Below are 15,087 nucleotides of genomic sequence, written 5' to 3'. Positions count from 1 at the left end.
GATTGGTCGCGCAGAGATTGATCGCGGTTCGAACCGGTCCGTAATTCGGCAGCTCACCCGATCCGGTTCAGGTTGTTGCGGATGGTCGAGAAGATGCCGCCGATGTCCTTGCGCAAGGCATCGAGCGCGTTGAAATTGTCGAAGATGCGGGCAAGCCGCTCCTCGACCTCACGCTTGCTCTTGGTCAGCGCATCGACGCGTGAGGTGAGGGTGACATCGCCGTTGGCCTCGATCTCGCTGACGGTCCTGGCGAGGAGGTCACGGGTGACGCTGACGTCGGCGATCATGGCCTCGATGCCGAACACCGGCGCCTTCAGCGGGACGAGGTCGGCCTGCGACTTCGACAGCTCCGTCTTGAAGGTGTTCAGCGTTGACAGCGTCTCCTGCAAGGCGCCGAGGCGCTGACGCGACTGGATGACGAAATCGTTCAGCGCGTTCTGGCGGTCGGCGAGCGTCTTGCCGTCGGGACCGGTTTCGACCTCGGCGAGCGAGCGCTCGATCTGGGCCTGGCGCTGGCCGAGCTCCTCGAAATCGAGCCGGATGCCTTTGAGGATGTTGGCGCTGTCGTCGATACGGGCCAGGCGCTGCTCGATCTCGATCTTGTTGTTCGACAGTGTCTCGACGCGCGCGCTGAGTGGAGCCTCGCCGCCGGTCTCGAGCTCGTCGACGGTCTTGGCGAGACGCTCATGGCTGAGGCTGAGCTCGCCGATCAGGGCGTTGATGCCGGCGTCGGATGTCCGCAGCGGCACCAGCTCGGCGTGGGATTTCGCCAGATCTTCTCTGTACTGGTTGAGTGTCGCAAAGGTGTCCTGGACCGCGTTGACCCGGCCGAGCAGCGTCGATACGTCGCGGGCGATGTCCTTCAGCCGGTCGGCGAGATTGTTCTTGCGGTCGTCGGTCTCGAGGTCGAGCAGCGAACGTTCGAGCTGGTTCTGGCGGTCGCGAATCTCGGTGAAAACAGGCTCGACCGCGCGGCGCTGATCGGCGACCTTGCCGACCATCTCGCGCAGCGCCTGCTGGCGGCGGCGGATCTCGGCGAGTTGGTCGTGCATGTCGGTGGATTGGTTGCGGCCCTGCTGGAGCTGCGCGCGCTGCTCGGTCTCGCCGAGCTTGTCGTGCAGCGCGGAGACCGCCTCCCTCGGATCGCTCTCGATCAGGTGCTGGACCGTGGCATCCAGATGGTTTTGCAGCGCATGGGCGACGACGACGTCTTCCCGGGTCCTCTTGAGGCGATCGCGCAGCGTGTCGAGGCGCCGGTCCTGGCGCGAGAGCCGCCAGGCGGAGGCGCCGATCAGCGCCAGTCCGACCACCAGAACCGCGCCGGTTGCGATGCGATGCGGCATCGGCTGCCCTGCAAACAGGGCGGGCAAATGGGTGATGTCATACCCAAACGCCTGCGGGGCGAGAAACGCGATGGCGGCGAGCAGGACAAGCCAGGCTACCAGGAAAAACAGCCACATCGTGACGCCCCCACGCCGGCACAATCTCGCCATGATTGCTATTGGAGAGCGGAACCGAGATCAAGGGGCGGGCGGGTACGAGATGCGTCCGGTTGCGCGATCCACAGCCGGCCGCGTCAGCCGGTCGGTGGAGGGCGGCGCGGGGAATGCTGGGTTTTTCCGAATTTTTGCGGGGGCGGCGGTGCCAACACCATTGGCCGTCATTCCGGGGCGCGCGCAGCGCGAGCCCGGAATCCATTCGTCTGCGTCGCTGCCGCCCGATGGATTCCGGGCTCGCGACTTCGTCGCGCCCCGGAATGACAAGAGCCCTACAGCCGAAACTCGTTGGTCAGCTCGCCGATGCCGTCGATCGCCACCGTCACAATATTCGCAGGCTCCTTCATGACGCCGACACCGACCGAGGTGCCGACCGCGATGAGGTCGCCGGGGAGCAGGGTCATGTCGTGGGAGATCTTGCTGACCAGCTCTTGCGCGCTGAAGATCATGTCCGATATCGGATAGTTCTGCCGCTCCGCGCCGTTGAGGATGGTGCGCACCGTGAGCTTTGCCGGATCGAGGCCGGTGGCGATCACAGGGCCGAACGGACCGTAATCGTCGATGCCTTTGGCGCGGGCCCATTGCGGGAAGGTGGGATCGCTGGTGAGGATGTCGTTGGCGGTGATGTCGTTGACGCAGGTGTAGCCGAAGATGAAGCTGTCCGCTTCGGCCGGCGAGACGCGGGCGCAGGTCTTGCCGATGACGATGCCGAGCTCGCCCTCATAGGTGGTCTTGCCGTCGTAATAAGAGGGACGGCGGATCACGGCGCCTGGGGTCGTGATGGTGGTGGTGGCCTTGAGCAGATACAGCGGCTCCGGCGGCTCGGGCTGGTTCAGCTTGGCCGCGAGCGCGTGAAAATTGTTCCAGAGCGCGACGATCTTGCTGGGTGCGCAAGGTGCGAGCAACTCGACTTCCGACAGCGCCAGAAGCTTGCCGGTGCTGACGTTGCGGCCGAACATCTCGCCGTCATGCACGGCGATGCCCGATGACGTCAGCGTGCCGAAGCCGGTCGCGCCGGCGTGGCGGAAGCGGAGCCATTTTTTCATCTCGCTCTCCATCATGCCACCGCCATTGCGCGGGGATCGCTCGGTGCCGAGACGCCGTCATAGAGACCGGCGATGCGGGCGCGCTGGGTCACCATCGCCAGCACCGAATCCAGCGCCGGCGTCGGGCGCCCGGTCAGCCGGCCCATCTCCTGCACCACGGTGACGAGCGGGTCGATCTCCATCGGACGGCCGCGCTCGAGATCCTGAAGCATCGAGGTCTTGTGCGCGCCGACCTTGCGGGCGCCCTCGATACGGCGCTCGACATCGACGCGGAATTTGACGCCGAAGGTTTCGGCGATGCCTTGCGTCTCCACCATGATCGCGCGCGACAGCGCCCGCGTAGCGGGATCGGTGCAGATCACGTCGAGGGTCGCATGGGTCAGCGCGCTGATCGGGTTGAAGCAGACATTGCCCCAGAGTTTCAGCCAGATCTCGTCGCGGATGCGGTCGAGCACCGGTGCCTTCAGCCCGGCCGCGACGAACAGGTCGGCAAGGCGCTGCACGTCCGATGTAATCTCGCCGGAGGGCTCGCCGAGCGGAAAATTGTTGCCGTAGACGTGGCGGATCACGCCGGGCGCCTCGATCTCGGTGGCGGGATAGACGATGCAGCCGATGGCGCGTTCGGCTCCGAGCTCGCGCCATTGCCGCGCGCCGGGATCGATGCTCTCCAGCGTCGCGTTCTCGTAATCGCCGCCGTGCCTGTGGAAGTACCAATAGGGGATGCCGTTGACCGCGGTGACGATGCGGGTGTGGGGCCCGAGCAGCGGCTGCATCTTCTCGATCACACCGGTGATCGAGTGCGCCTTCAGCGTGACGATGACGTAATCCTGTATGCCGAGCTCGGCGGGGTTGTCGGTGCAGCGGGGATAGACCGTGTGCTTCTCCTCACCCGCGAGCAGCGTCAGGCCGTTCTCGCGCATCGCGGCGAGGTGCGCGCCGCGCGCGATCAGGCTGACATCGGCACCAGCTCGCGCCAGCTGGACGCCAAGATATCCGCCGATCGCGCCGGCGCCGTAGATGCAAATCTTCATGAAATCCTCGCCGGAATTTTGGGACGAAAGATCCGGTCCGGCTCGGAGGTATCCGAGCCGGGGCCGGTCGTCGCAGAGGGAAGAGTGTTGTGCCGCTTTAAGCTGCTTGCGGCGTGCTGTTGGTCGCCTCGTCAACCGCAGCGGCGATGTCGCGCATGCTGATGACGGAGACGAGGCTGTAATCGTCGATCACGGGCAGGTGCCGGATGTGATTCCGGTTCATCAGATGCCTGACGTGCTCGATCGTGTCGGTCGAGGTGCAGGAGATGAGCTGCTGCACCAAGACGAGCTGGGAGACCTTGACGTTGACCGCGTTGGCGCCGTGCTCTGCGACGGCGCGCACCACGTCGCGTTCGGTGAACATGCCGACCGCGGTGTTTCCTTCCGAGCGGACCACGTCCTTCACCACCAGCGCGCTGATGTTGTTGGCGCGCATCAGCTTGGCGGCGATACCCACCGTTTCGTTCATTCGCACCGTGACAACGCGCGGTGTCTTCTTGCGCAGAATGTCTCCGACCAGCATTGCAACCTCCCTGGGTGAATGATGGGGGCAAGTGTGGTATACATAATGCCAATCGTCAAGCACTGGATTTGGCTGATCCGAAAAATCTTGCGGCAACAATGCTGACGTTTGTCATCGCGGCACGAAGAAAAAGGGGCGCATCGCTGCGCCCCTTTTTAACCGACGGGAAGGCGTGTGGCGGCTACGCCGCCTCGGTCTTGGTGGGGGCGGTTGCGGCGTTGGCGCTCTCGGCTTCCTTGCCGAGGATGAAGGAGCGGCGCATCGGCTTGATCACGAACAGCGCCATCAGCGCCGCCGTTGCATTCAAGGCGACCGCGACCACGAACACGGCCTTCCAGCCATAGGCAGCCGAGATCACGCTCGCGAGCGGGACGAGCAGGGATGCGGTGCCTTTCGCGGTGTAGAGCATGCCGTTGTTGGTGGTTGCGAACTTCGAGCCGAAGGTGTCGCCCGAGGTGGCGGGGAACAGCGAGTAGATCTCGCCGAACACGCCGAAGTAAACCGCGGTCGCGAGCACGAACACCACCGGCACGTGACCGTAGGCCGACAGCGTCAGCAGCATCAGCGCCGCCGTGCCGAAGGCGATGAACATGGTGTTCTCGCGGCCGATCGTGTCGGAGACAAAGCCGAAGAACGGGCGGCCAAATCCGTCGAAGATGCGGTCGAGCGAGATCGCGAACGTCAATGCCGCCATCTGGAAGCCGACCAAGGTCACCGGCGTGCTGGCGATCTTGAAGTCGTGCGCGATCGGCGCAATCTGTGCCGCGGTCATCAGGCCGCCGGAGGCGACCATGACGAAAACCAGATACATCACCCAGAAAATGGGAGTGCGCAGCACTTGCGGCGGGGTGAAGTCGATCTTGGTCTGCGGCAGGTTGAGCTGCTTCTTCTTCGGCGGGATCGAGATCCGCGGCGGCTGGATGAAGAAAGCGAGGATGAACACGATCACGCCCTGGCCGATGCCGAAGGTGAGAAACGCGTGCTGATAGCCGCTCATCGCGATCATGGTCGCGATCGGCACCACGGTGAGGGCTGCGCCCGCGCCGAAGCCGGCGGCCGTCGCGCCGGCGGCGAGACCGCGGCGATCGGGAAACCATTTCAGCGCGTTGCCGACGCAGGTGCCGTAGACCGCGCCCGCACCCATGCCACCGACGACCGCGGCCGCATAGAGCACGGGGAGGGACTCAGCGTAGGAGTTGAGGACCCAGGACAACGCGATCATCACGCCGCCGAACATGATGACGAGGCGCGGGCCATATTTGTCGACGAACCACGCTTCGACCGGAACCAGCCAGGTCTCGGTGACGACGAAGATGGTGAAGGCGAGCTGGATCGCCGCGCGACCCCAATGGTACTTGGCGTCGATCGGATCGACGAATAGCGTCCAGCCATATTGCAAATTGGCGATCATCGCCATGCAGACGATGCCCATGGCGAGCTGGAGCCAACGGAAACCTGTGCGAAGCGGCGCAGCGGTCACGGCGCCATCCGTGCTGGTAATCATCAACAACCTCCCAAGCGCCTGTCTGGTCGACATCAACTGCCAAGATGACGTGATGTCGCAAATATTGTGTCTTATCGTCGCAAGCGCTGGAGCGAGCTTGGTATACCATATTCCAGAATGCAAGCCCTATCTTGCGATGCGTCGCAGCAAAAACGCTCAGTTCCATTCGGATTTAAAGAATTTGGGAGGCCTCGCTGAAAACGAAAGCGCCCGGCCGTGAGGCCGGGCGCATGCGCGAGATGGTTTTGTGCGAAGCGGGTCAGACGGTCGATTGCGCGACCACCGACTTGCGCCAGGGCTTCAACACCAACACCGCGAGCAGCGAGGCCAGGATGTTGGCGCCGGCCGCGATGATGAACACGTTGTCCCAATGGCCGGAGGTCTGCTGCACGTAGTTCGCGAGCGGCACCAGCAACGCAGCGGTGCCCTTGGCGGTGTAGAGCAGGCCGGCATTGGTGGTTGCGAACTTCGCGCCGAAGGTGTCGGTGCAGGTCGAGGGGAACAGCGAGTAGATCTCGCCCCAGGCAAAGAACACGAAGCCCGACAGGATCACGAACCAGATCGGATCCTGCCCCCAGAGATAGAGCAGCCAGATGCCGACGCCTTCCATGCCGAAGGCGATGAACATGGTGTTCTCGCGGCCGATCATGTCGGAGATCCAGCCGAAGAACGGACGCGTCAGTCCGTTGAGCACGCGGTCGATGGTCGCTGCGAACGTCACCGCGGTCATGGTCATGCCGATCAGCGTGACCGGCACGGCGTCGACCTTCCAGTCGACCGCGATCGGCTTCAGATTCGCCGTCACCATCAGGCCACCGGCGCCGACGATCACGAACATGAAGTACATCAACCAGAAGATCGGCTGACGCAAAACTTCCGTGGGCTGATAGTTGCGGCGGCTCTGGGCCAGCGCGGCGTTCGCCACGACGTTCGGTACTTGGCCTGACTTCGGTGCGAACAGGAAGAAGGCGAGGATGCAGATGACAATGCCTTGTCCCAAGCCGAAATAGAGGAAGGTGGTCTGGAAGCCGGAGTCCTTGATCATGGCCTGGATCGGCGCGACGGTGAGGGCCGAGCCCGCACCGAAGCCTGCGGCCGTGATGCCCGCGGCAAGACCGCGCTTGTCGGGAAACCATTTCAGGGCATTGCCGACGCAGGTGCCGTAGACGGCGCCGGCGCCAATGCCTGCGATGATCATGCCGAGGTAGAAGCCGTTGAGCGTGGTGGCGTGCGCGTTGATCGCCCAGCCGACCGCGCAGAGCACGCCGCCGACGAGCACGACGAGGCGCGGACCATATTTATCGACAAACCATCCTTCGACCGGCACCAGCCAGGTCTCGAACAAAACAAACAGCGTAAACGCCCATTGGATCGAGGCGCGATCCCAGCCGAATTTCTTCTGAATGTCGGGGACGAAGAACGTCCAGCCATATTGATAATTGGCGATCATCACCATGGCCCCTACGCCGATCGCCAATTGCGTCCAGCGATACGTGTCGCTGACGCGTGCGGCTGTAGGGGCTGTTGTTGCCTGCACCATGTCGGTCATGAATCCTCCAATGAGCGCTTCTGTTTTTTTGAGCGAGCGTTGGCGGCATTTTTGTATTCATTATGCCAAGCTTCAAGCCGCGCAGGCCCATTGTGCGCTTATGACGCAACCTCGTTTGCGAGGCTGCGCCAATGAGCCGATTCCCAAATAGAAATGGCCCCGCGATGCGGGGCCATTGTTCAAAAGTAGGAGTTCGCTGGTTTTACAACCGACGCGACAATTCGACGCGGCGAACCTGACCTGGTCCTTGCCCTGAGCTCGTCCTTACAGGCCGAAGCGGGGCAGGTCGCCGTTGTGGTTGGAGATCTCGGCGCTCGCCATCAGGAAGCGGTCAACCGCGGCCATGAAGCGGGCGAACAGCGAGGCGGAGGGCGCGAGCGCGACGGAAGCGGTCTTGGACATCGGAATTTCCTTTCTCGAGACGGTCAGTATTGCTGTCTCATTTCGAAAGGCAATCTATGTATACCAGATGCCACTGTCTATGGATGTCATTGCATAGCAGCATGCGGATTGCCGCATTGCAGCATAACGCCTCATTAAAGGGGCCCGTTCGGGGTCCAAACGTGCCGTTTCGGCCTCAAAGGGCAGGTAAGTCGCCTGGAATAGTCATGGGCCGCGGTCTTGGCACCGCACTGCAAAACGGCTAGTGGTTCGCCCCCTTTCCAATCACCCGCAGAGTGGTTCATGTCGAGCGCCTCGCCCGCCGTCTCGATCGGCATCGATTTTGGAACCAGCAACACCGTTGTCGCCCTGGCGGTGGACGACCGCCGGGTCGAGGCCATCCGCTTCGATCACGGCGGACAACGGCACAGCACCTACGTCTCGGCCCTGTGCTTCTGGGAGGACCGGCCGGGCGCCGGTGCCCAGGCCGAGGGCGGCCCGTGGGCCATCGAGCAGTTTCTCGAAGGGCGCCACATCTACCGCTTCCTCCAGTCGTTCAAGACCTTCGCGGCAAGCTCCAGCTTCAACACCACGCAAGTTTTCCGGCAGCGCTTCAAGTTCGAGGATATTCTGGCCGCGTTCCTGCGGACGCTGGCGCGCCATGGCGGCGACAAATTCGGCTTCGAGGCGGCCAACATCACGGTCGGCCGTCCCGTGCGCTTTGCCGGCGGCAATCCCGACGACGCGCTGGCGATGCAGCGCTACCGCGCCGCGTTCGAGCGCCTCGGCGCCGGTCACGCCCGCTATGTCTACGAGCCCGTGGGCGCCGCGTTCTCCTTCGCCCGCCGCCTGGAGCGCGATGCCACCGTGCTGGTTGCGGATTTCGGCGGCGGCACCAGCGACTTCTCGGTGATGCGTTTCTCGCGCGCGGGCGGCAACCTTCGCGCCGAACCGCTTGGACATGCCGGCATCGGCATTGCGGGCGACACCTTCGATTATCGCATCGTCGACCACGTCGTCTCGCCGCGGCTCGGCAAAGGCTCGAGCTTCCGCTCGTTCGACAAGGTGCTGCCGATCCCGAACAGCCATTACACCAACCTCGCGCGCTGGCATCAGCTCGCGCTGATGAAGAGCAACGGCGATCTGCGCGAGCTCAGGGAATTGTCGCGCACTGCGCTGAAGCCGGCGCTGCTCGAGGATTTCATCAGCATCGTCGATCTCGACCTCGGATTTTCGCTGTACCGCGCGGTCTCGGACGCCAAGGTCGCGCTCTCGGCCAAGGACGAGGTGGATTTCCGCTTTAGGGGCGGCGGCGTCGAGATCGGCTCGACCATCACGCGGAAGAATTTCGAATCCTGGATCGCCGACGACATCGCCCGGCTGGCGGCCACCGTCGACAAGGTGCTGGGCGAGGCCGGCATCACCGCGCGCGAGGTGGAGAAGGTGTTCTTGACCGGGGGCACCTCGTTCGTGCCCGCGGTGCGAAAACTGTTCGCCGATCGGTTCGGCAACGAGCGGCTGATGTCAGGCGACCAGTTCGAGTCGATCGCCTACGGCCTCGCGCTGATCGGACACAGTCCCGACCCGGACCGCTGGACCGCCAGCGGCGGGATCGCGTCGAGTGCAGGCGCGTAGCCGCGCCTTGCGGATCCTGTTTACTGCTTGATCTCGGGCTCGACGAGCCGCGCCAGGTTGCGCAGCGATTCCTGCCAGCCGAGATAGCAGGCCTCCGGCGGGATCGCGTCGGGAATGCCGGCCTGCGTGACGTCGAGCTCGGTGCCGACCAGGACTTTCTTCAGCGTCACCGTCACCTGGATTTCGCCGGGCAGATTGGGGTCGTCGAATTTGTCGGTGTAGCGAAGGCGTTCGCCAGGGACGAGCTCGAGATATTCGCCGCCGAAGGCGTGGCTATTGCCCGTCGTGAAATTGCGGAAGGACATTCTGAATGTGCCTCCGACCTTCGGCTCCAGATGATGCACGGTGCAGGTAAAGCCGTTGGGCGGAAGCCATTTCGCCAGCGCGTCCGCTTCGAGGAAGGCGCGATAGAGTTTTTCCGGGCTGGTCGTGAGAACGCGGTGCAGGCGTACGGTGCTGGGCATGGTCGTCATCCCTGTGAATTGATGGGCTCGACGTCGATGTCAATTGCCCAATCATGGCCCGAGGACGAATGTGGCCGCGCCGATCCGACATGACGGCGTCAGATTTTCTCGCCCGGCGATGTGACGACCTGCACCGGCAAGGCCCGGACGGTGATCTTCGCGGATGTTGCGAGCCGGTACCATCGCGGCCGCCCGGCGATCACGCGCACGGTTCTAGCCGGATCGAAGCCACAATTCCGCTATCGTTGCCCGCTCAACTCCTGCGCGAAATCAGGGGGACGTCCGTTGCGCAGGACAGTTTTGGCTTTCGCCATCGCACTCTGCTGTCTTGGCTCACCTGCCGGGGCCGCCGGCATTCAGCTGCTCCAATCCGATCCGGCGCTGTCAGGTGCGATCTGGTATCCTTGCGCGGCGGAGCCGACGCATGTGGCGCTTGGCAGTCTTGCGGTCGGTGCCGATTTCGACCTGAGGGGCGTGGTGGATTGTCCGGTCACGGGCGCGAAACTTCCGCTGGTGATCTTCTCGTACGGCCGGGGCGGATTTTTCGGTCAGCATCACGACACAGCGGAGGCGCTGGCCGACGCCGGCTTCGTCGTCGCAGCCATCAATCATCCTGGTGACACCGCCAACGACTCGTCGCGGCGCGATACGCTGTCCGTCTGGGGATCGCGACCGGTGGACATGATCCGTCTGCTCGATTTCATGCTGCACGACTGGAGAAACAAGGCGGTGATCGATCCCGCCAAAGTCGGCTTCTTTGGTTTCTCGCTCGGTGGCTATACCGGCCTCGCGCTGATGGGGACCAAGCCCGATTTCGGCAGACTCGCGAGCCTCTGCAAGGAAATCACCGGCAGCTGCGCCCAGCTTCACAATGGGGAGATGCCGCCCGATCCGCCGCAACACACGCGTATTCGGGCCGCGGTGATCGTTGATCCCGCGCCCGTCGTGCTGACGCGGGAGAATCTCGCCGCCGTCAAAATTCCTGTCCAGTTCTGGCGCTCGCAGTTCGGTGGCCCCGGCATCGGTGATGGTTCGGGCACGGCTCGCGTCGCGGACGGCCTGCCGGGCAAGCCCGAAATTCATGTCGTGCCGGCCGGCCATTACGCATTCCTCGCGCCGTGTTCGGCCGAGCTTGCAGCGACCGTCCCGCGCATCTGCACTGACGTGCCGGCGGACTTCGACAGGGCAAGATTTCATCGTGAGTTCAATGCGGCGGTGGTGACGTTCCTTCGTGAGCAGATCGCCGGCGGCGATCGGTGAGCGTCGAGTCCGGGGAGGCGGGAATGAGGCGACTTGGCTGCGTGATCAGCCTGCTTGGGGCTGTCCTGTCGCCGGCCGCAGCCGATCCCGCGCTGCCGGGCCTTGCTCGGGTGGATCAGCTGATACCGGTCACGCTGGTTGATGGAAGTCAGGTCAAACTCGAGACCATGATCATCCGCCCGGATCGGCCCGGGCGCTTTCCGCTGGTGCTGCTGGTTCACGGTACGAATCCCGCCACGGGGCAAGCGTTTCGCGCCGCGGCGGCGCAGCAGTCGCCGGCCGATCTTCTCAATGCTGCCGTCGCGTTTGCCCAGCATGGTTACGCCGTCGCATCGATCATGCGTCGGGGATTTGGTCGTTCAGAGGGACGGTTTGCCGAGACGCTTTCCGGACCATGCGACGATCGGGACTATCTCGCCGTTGGCCGGATTGCGGCTGAAGACGTCGCCGGCGCTGTCGTCGCGCTCCGCGGCGAGCCCTGGGTCGAGCCTGATCAGGTCGTGCTGATGGGGCATTCGACCGGCGGCTTCGCCGTGACGGCCGCGGCGGCGAACAATCCTGCCGGCGTCGTCGGCGTCCTGAATTTCGAAGGAGCTCACGGCTCTGTCCCGGGTCATACATGCAGCCCGGATCATCTCGTCGCGGACGCCGGCATCTTCGGCCGTACGGCGCGAATTCCGGCGCTATGGGTATATTCGGAGAACGATCACAGTGCCCCGCCCGCGTTGGGCCGTCGCATGTTCGACGCTTACGTCGCTTCCGGCGCGCCGGCGCAATTGCAGGTCTTGCGGCCCTTCGGCGTCGATGGGCATGCCCTGGTGCCGATGGGCCCCGCCGGCATCTGGTGGCCTGCGGTCGAGAGCTTCCTGAACCAGTTGCGCTTGCCGACGTCGCTGGTTGTCGAATTGCCTCCGCCTGCGGTCATTCCGCCGCCGGTGCCGCTCAACGCGGCGTGCGCGGGCTATTTCGATGCCTATGTAAAGGCGTGGACGGACGCAAAGGCCTATGCCTGGAATCGCGATGGTCATTGTTCATCAGTGACCTCCACGCAGCGAACGGTCGACGAGGCGAAGAGCGAGGCGATGCGCCAATGCGTGGCCGCCTGGAAGGAATGCTCGCTCTATGCGGTCGGCCAGGCGCTGGCACCTGGCTAGCAGCGTCATGTCGGCCCTCCAGACCCGGAGAGCTGAGCCAAGCGTCGATCTGCATGGCTAACGCGGACACGTTCCGCCGGGGGCCGCGCAATTAAATTAGCCTCAAGCCTTGTAACTGACCCTGATGGGGTATAGGTTGCCGCTGTTCGTTCAGCCGCTGTGCCTTGTTGAATGTGCCCGCGGGCTCCTTTTCCATCGACATCGACGAATTGAATCGATTCCGCGTGAGATCGCGCGGATTTTGCGCGTTTGCGCTTTGGAGAAGAGAAATGGCAACAGGTACAGTGAAGTGGTTTAATGGCCAGAAGGGCTTTGGATTCATTCAGCCCGACGACGGCGGCAACGATGTGTTCGTTCACATCAGCGCGGTCGAGCGGGCAGGTCTTGCAGGTCTCGCCGAGGGCCAGAAGGTCAACTTCGAGGCCAAGACCGACAAGATGCGGGGCAAGGTCAGCGCTGAGAATCTCTCGCTGGCTTGACCTCTTTAGTGCCGTTTCACGGATGTACTGAAACGGCCATGCGACCCGCTCGATCCCTGGATTGAGCGGGTTTTGTCCGTTGCAGAACAGGGTGAAGGATGAGCGCCAAGAAAACGGCAGAACCGACACCCGAAGGCATCGCGCGGTTGGGCCGTCAGCGCCTCGCCGCTGAAGAGGGTGCGCGGGCAATGGCAGATGCCGAAAAGCAGTCCGTCGACATTCGCAAGAACATGCTGAGGCTTCGCGAGCTGCGCGAGGCCAAGGAAGCGGCTGATGCAACGCTTCTCGCGTCATTGCCGCCGCCTGCGCCGAAGAAGCGCACGAGGAAGCTGCCGCAATAGGCGACTTCGACGCTGTCGACGACATCTGGAGAAGGCCGGTCACATGCCAAAGAGTGCGGATCGTGCCCAGAGTTAAGCCGGACGGCGGTGGCACAATCACCTTTTTTCTCGCGCTTGGTGCTGGCCGACAGATGTGCCGGCTTGCGACGACGTTCGCGACGCAGAAGCAGGCGTTCAGTTATCTCCAGAAGTACCGGACGGAGTTCGAGCGCATCGCGCGGACGCGGCTGGCATCAGGAGATCTCGAAGACGGCGTCGTCATCCTCTCGATGCTCTAGGCCGAATTCGACGATCGATTTCAACTAGGCCGTGTACTCATAAAGCGCGGGCACCCCGTACCTCGGCAATCTACAGGCCGCAAGCTCGGCCGCGTTGCGACGTGAGGTTCTTGGCTGGTGAGTGGCGCGCCACGGCCGATGAAGATGGGCGCTATTCGTTCGCCGTGGCGCTATGATGCTGGAGCCTTTTGCCCCCTCTGATCGTTACAGCTGCGATGGCCGGCGAATTTTGCACTTCGCCTTCTCAGTTGCTCGTTGCAAATCTGTTGCGAAGCGCCAAAGCCGAAGCTGGCCCACAAAGCTATCCGCTCAGCTGTTCAAGATGTCGGAGCCCTTGTCATAAATCTGCTGATCGACGTGTCCGGCACCGTGCGCGATTTGGAGTCTCCAACCGAGCTTCATGCCAAGGCCTTCAGCTAACTTCGTACAGTGTTCGAAGTGCCAGAGACCACGCGCAAGGCGATGGGGCCCTTGAGCCATGGCGTCGTCCCACCGGGGCAGGTCGAATGCGTCAGCGTGGTTGTCGGCGTCGCCTAACAGGATGACAAGGGGACGTCCTAGGTATCGCTGCAGATGAGTTGCGTCGAGACCAATTCCTCCCATGCCGGTTGGATACTCTGCAGTGAGGCTCGGGAGCATGTAAACTCCGCAGTTGGCGGCAACGGCCAGATCAACTGAAGCGGTCTCGGTGAGTGCAAGATAGCGCAGGACAAACTGGGCACCTGCGGAGTTGCCAAATAGACCAAAGGTGTCCCGGCTGGAGCCGATCGCCCGTTTAACATGGTGAAACAGCCGGTCGATGATCCCAAAATTCCACCGATCGCGAGGCAGCACCGCGTTATCTGGCGGTGGCAATCGCACTCCGCCAAAATTATACTGATGGACGCCTGGGAACTGATCCGAATCGAACTCCGGTACCAATACGATTTGCCCATTGCGTTCAGCCTGCGGCGCGAGGAGATCGCGAAACGCTGCAGCGGCGCGATCAACGCCATGCATCGCGATGATGATGCGTGCGTCCTGACGAACCGATCGGGGATAAAACGAGAAGACGCGCATCGTTCGTTGCGAAGAGCCGGCATCATCATCGCGGAGCACGAATGAGCCAGCGCCTTCATTTAGCGTCAGTCTGCGCAAGTTCGTGCCCCCTAGTTTCGCAAGCGTAATCGAATCGAACCCGGCGACGCAAGCCTCGAGGACACTGGGCTTCGTTGACCGTCGCGAGAGCCGCAGCAAATTCGATGCGTTTTCAAAAGGCGCCTAGTCTAGACCGGTCCCGGCAAGTTGGAGAACTCGACGAACTATGTCTTTACTGTCTTCTTCTCCCGGCACGACTTGGCCGTCAATGAGTAGCAGCCCGAGACCATGCACAAGGGCCCAGAGAAATAGTCCCGCAATTGGCAATTCTGCGTCAGGCAGCCGCTTCTCCAGGTTGGATTTCATGATGTCGTAGGAGCGCTTCCGAAGTTCACGCATGGCCTGGCTATACTGTGAAACTGCGGGGAAACCCTCGCCAAACATCAATCGGTAGAGCGCGGGATTGGCGCGTACGAACCCAACGTAGGCTTCGCCGTAGGGAGCCAAGGTGCCCCTCCCGTCGGGCCGCCCGACCGTCAAGCATTCGGCCATTTCCCTCGCGCCCTGCTCCGCCAATCCAAGCGCGATCGCATCGCGACTAGGAAAATGATGGTAGGCGGAAGGCGCGGAGACACCGACCCGTCGAGATATTTCCCGTAGGCTTAAGAAGGATGGCCCTCGTTCTTCGAGAACTTCTCGCGCCGCTTTGAGAAGGGCGTTGCGTAGGTCTCCATGATGGTAGCTCTTGACGGGTTTTTTCGGCCGAGCCGGCATGGTTGCGTCCCTGGATCACTAATCTTTACAGTGTTAGGATTATACCCTATAGAGCGCTCCATCGCAATCGCTCGTAAGCGACTTCAGGGAAGAAC

17 protein-coding genes are annotated in these 15,087 nt (G+C 62.8%); 7 read left to right on the top strand and 10 right to left on the bottom strand.

The window, feature by feature from the left end; translation table 11 throughout:
* Positions 1–53 precede the first annotated feature (53 nt).
* The 5 genes from JJE66_RS24330 to oxlT (JJE66_RS24310) form a co-directional block, all read right to left on the bottom strand.
* A complete protein-coding gene (locus tag JJE66_RS24330; protein WP_200517004.1) occupies positions 54–1,460 on the bottom strand; it encodes a hypothetical protein in 1,407 nt (468 codons plus the stop codon).
* A 308-nt stretch (positions 1,461–1,768) separates the two neighbouring features.
* Positions 1,769–2,557 carry a fumarylacetoacetate hydrolase family protein gene (locus tag JJE66_RS24325; protein WP_200517003.1) on the bottom strand — a complete coding sequence of 263 codons (789 nt, stop codon included), beginning with the start codon at positions 2,555–2,557 and terminating at the stop codon, positions 1,769–1,771.
* On the bottom strand, positions 2,554–3,573 hold the full coding sequence (locus JJE66_RS24320; protein ID WP_200517002.1) for a 2-dehydropantoate 2-reductase: 1,020 nt from the start codon (positions 3,571–3,573) through the stop codon (positions 2,554–2,556). The genes JJE66_RS24325 and JJE66_RS24320 overlap by 4 nt, the downstream gene beginning before the upstream one ends.
* A gap of 97 nt (positions 3,574–3,670) precedes the next feature.
* Positions 3,671–4,096 (bottom strand): CBS domain-containing protein, encoded by a 426-nt coding sequence (locus JJE66_RS24315; RefSeq protein WP_200517001.1) that lies wholly within the window; start codon positions 4,094–4,096, stop codon positions 3,671–3,673.
* Positions 4,097–4,277: 181 nt separating this feature from the next.
* Positions 4,278–5,600, bottom strand: coding sequence for an oxalate/formate MFS antiporter (gene oxlT, locus JJE66_RS24310; RefSeq protein ID WP_200517000.1), 1,323 nt, complete (start codon positions 5,598–5,600; stop codon positions 4,278–4,280).
* Between oxlT (JJE66_RS24310) and JJE66_RS24305 the strand changes: the two genes are divergently transcribed.
* Complete coding sequence (locus tag JJE66_RS24305) at positions 5,587–5,820, top strand: hypothetical protein (protein WP_200516999.1); 234 nt, start codon at positions 5,587–5,589, stop codon at positions 5,818–5,820. The two genes, oxlT (JJE66_RS24310) and JJE66_RS24305, sit on opposite strands and share 14 nt — an antisense overlap.
* A 39-nt stretch (positions 5,821–5,859) precedes the next feature.
* On the opposite strand, the gene oxlT (JJE66_RS24300) is transcribed toward JJE66_RS24305, so the two are convergent.
* Both oxlT (JJE66_RS24300) and JJE66_RS24295 read right to left on the bottom strand, forming a co-directional pair.
* Entirely contained in the window at positions 5,860–7,149 is a 1,290-nt protein-coding gene (gene oxlT / locus JJE66_RS24300; protein ID WP_200516998.1) for an oxalate/formate MFS antiporter, read from the bottom strand.
* Between the two features lie 264 nt (positions 7,150–7,413).
* A complete protein-coding gene (locus JJE66_RS24295) occupies positions 7,414–7,551 on the bottom strand; it encodes a hypothetical protein (protein WP_164938782.1) in 138 nt (45 codons plus the stop codon).
* Between the two features lie 282 nt (positions 7,552–7,833).
* On the opposite strand from JJE66_RS24295, the gene JJE66_RS24290 reads away from it, so the two are divergent.
* Complete coding sequence (locus JJE66_RS24290; RefSeq protein WP_200516997.1) at positions 7,834–9,165, top strand: Hsp70 family protein; 1,332 nt, start codon at positions 7,834–7,836, stop codon at positions 9,163–9,165.
* A gap of 20 nt (positions 9,166–9,185) precedes the next feature.
* Here JJE66_RS24290 and JJE66_RS24285 read toward each other — a convergent pair whose 3' ends face one another.
* Positions 9,186–9,629, bottom strand: coding sequence for an SRPBCC family protein (locus tag JJE66_RS24285; protein ID WP_200516996.1), 444 nt, complete (start codon positions 9,627–9,629; stop codon positions 9,186–9,188).
* Positions 9,630–9,914: 285 nt separating this feature from the next.
* Here JJE66_RS24285 and JJE66_RS24280 point away from each other — a divergent pair, with 285 nt between their 5' ends.
* The 5 genes from JJE66_RS24280 to JJE66_RS24260 all read left to right on the top strand — a co-directional run bounded on the left by JJE66_RS24280 (position 9,915) and on the right by JJE66_RS24260 (position 13,141).
* Positions 9,915–10,889 carry a prolyl oligopeptidase family serine peptidase gene (locus JJE66_RS24280; RefSeq protein ID WP_200516995.1) on the top strand — a complete coding sequence of 325 codons (975 nt, stop codon included), beginning with the start codon at positions 9,915–9,917 and terminating at the stop codon, positions 10,887–10,889.
* A 23-nt stretch (positions 10,890–10,912) separates the two neighbouring features.
* Positions 10,913–12,043: a S9 family peptidase gene (locus JJE66_RS24275; RefSeq protein ID WP_200516994.1), complete on the top strand. Its 1,131-nt coding sequence runs from the start codon at positions 10,913–10,915 to the stop codon at positions 12,041–12,043.
* A gap of 269 nt (positions 12,044–12,312) precedes the next feature.
* On the top strand, positions 12,313–12,522 hold the full coding sequence (locus tag JJE66_RS24270) for a cold-shock protein (RefSeq protein ID WP_200468778.1): 210 nt from the start codon (positions 12,313–12,315) through the stop codon (positions 12,520–12,522).
* 98 nt (positions 12,523–12,620) lie between these two features.
* Entirely contained in the window at positions 12,621–12,863 is a 243-nt protein-coding gene (locus tag JJE66_RS24265; protein WP_200516993.1) for a transcriptional regulator, read from the top strand.
* 53 nt (positions 12,864–12,916) lie between these two features.
* Complete coding sequence (locus JJE66_RS24260) at positions 12,917–13,141, top strand: hypothetical protein (RefSeq protein ID WP_200516992.1); 225 nt, start codon at positions 12,917–12,919, stop codon at positions 13,139–13,141.
* 309 nt (positions 13,142–13,450) lie between these two features.
* Here the strand turns inward: JJE66_RS24260 and JJE66_RS24255 are convergent, their stop codons facing one another.
* Both JJE66_RS24255 and JJE66_RS24250 read right to left on the bottom strand, forming a co-directional pair.
* On the bottom strand, positions 13,451–14,278 hold the full coding sequence (locus tag JJE66_RS24255) for a hypothetical protein (protein WP_200516991.1): 828 nt from the start codon (positions 14,276–14,278) through the stop codon (positions 13,451–13,453).
* 123 nt (positions 14,279–14,401) lie between these two features.
* Positions 14,402–14,992: a TetR/AcrR family transcriptional regulator gene (locus tag JJE66_RS24250; RefSeq protein ID WP_200516990.1), complete on the bottom strand. Its 591-nt coding sequence runs from the start codon at positions 14,990–14,992 to the stop codon at positions 14,402–14,404.
* Positions 14,993–15,087: the final 95 nt, after the last annotated feature.

The organism is Bradyrhizobium diazoefficiens (genome assembly GCF_016612535.1).
Lineage (GTDB): Bacteria > Pseudomonadota > Alphaproteobacteria > Rhizobiales > Xanthobacteraceae > Bradyrhizobium > Bradyrhizobium diazoefficiens_C.
The sequence above is the reverse complement of the archived record's forward strand: the minus strand, read 5'-3'. Positions and strand labels throughout refer to the sequence as shown.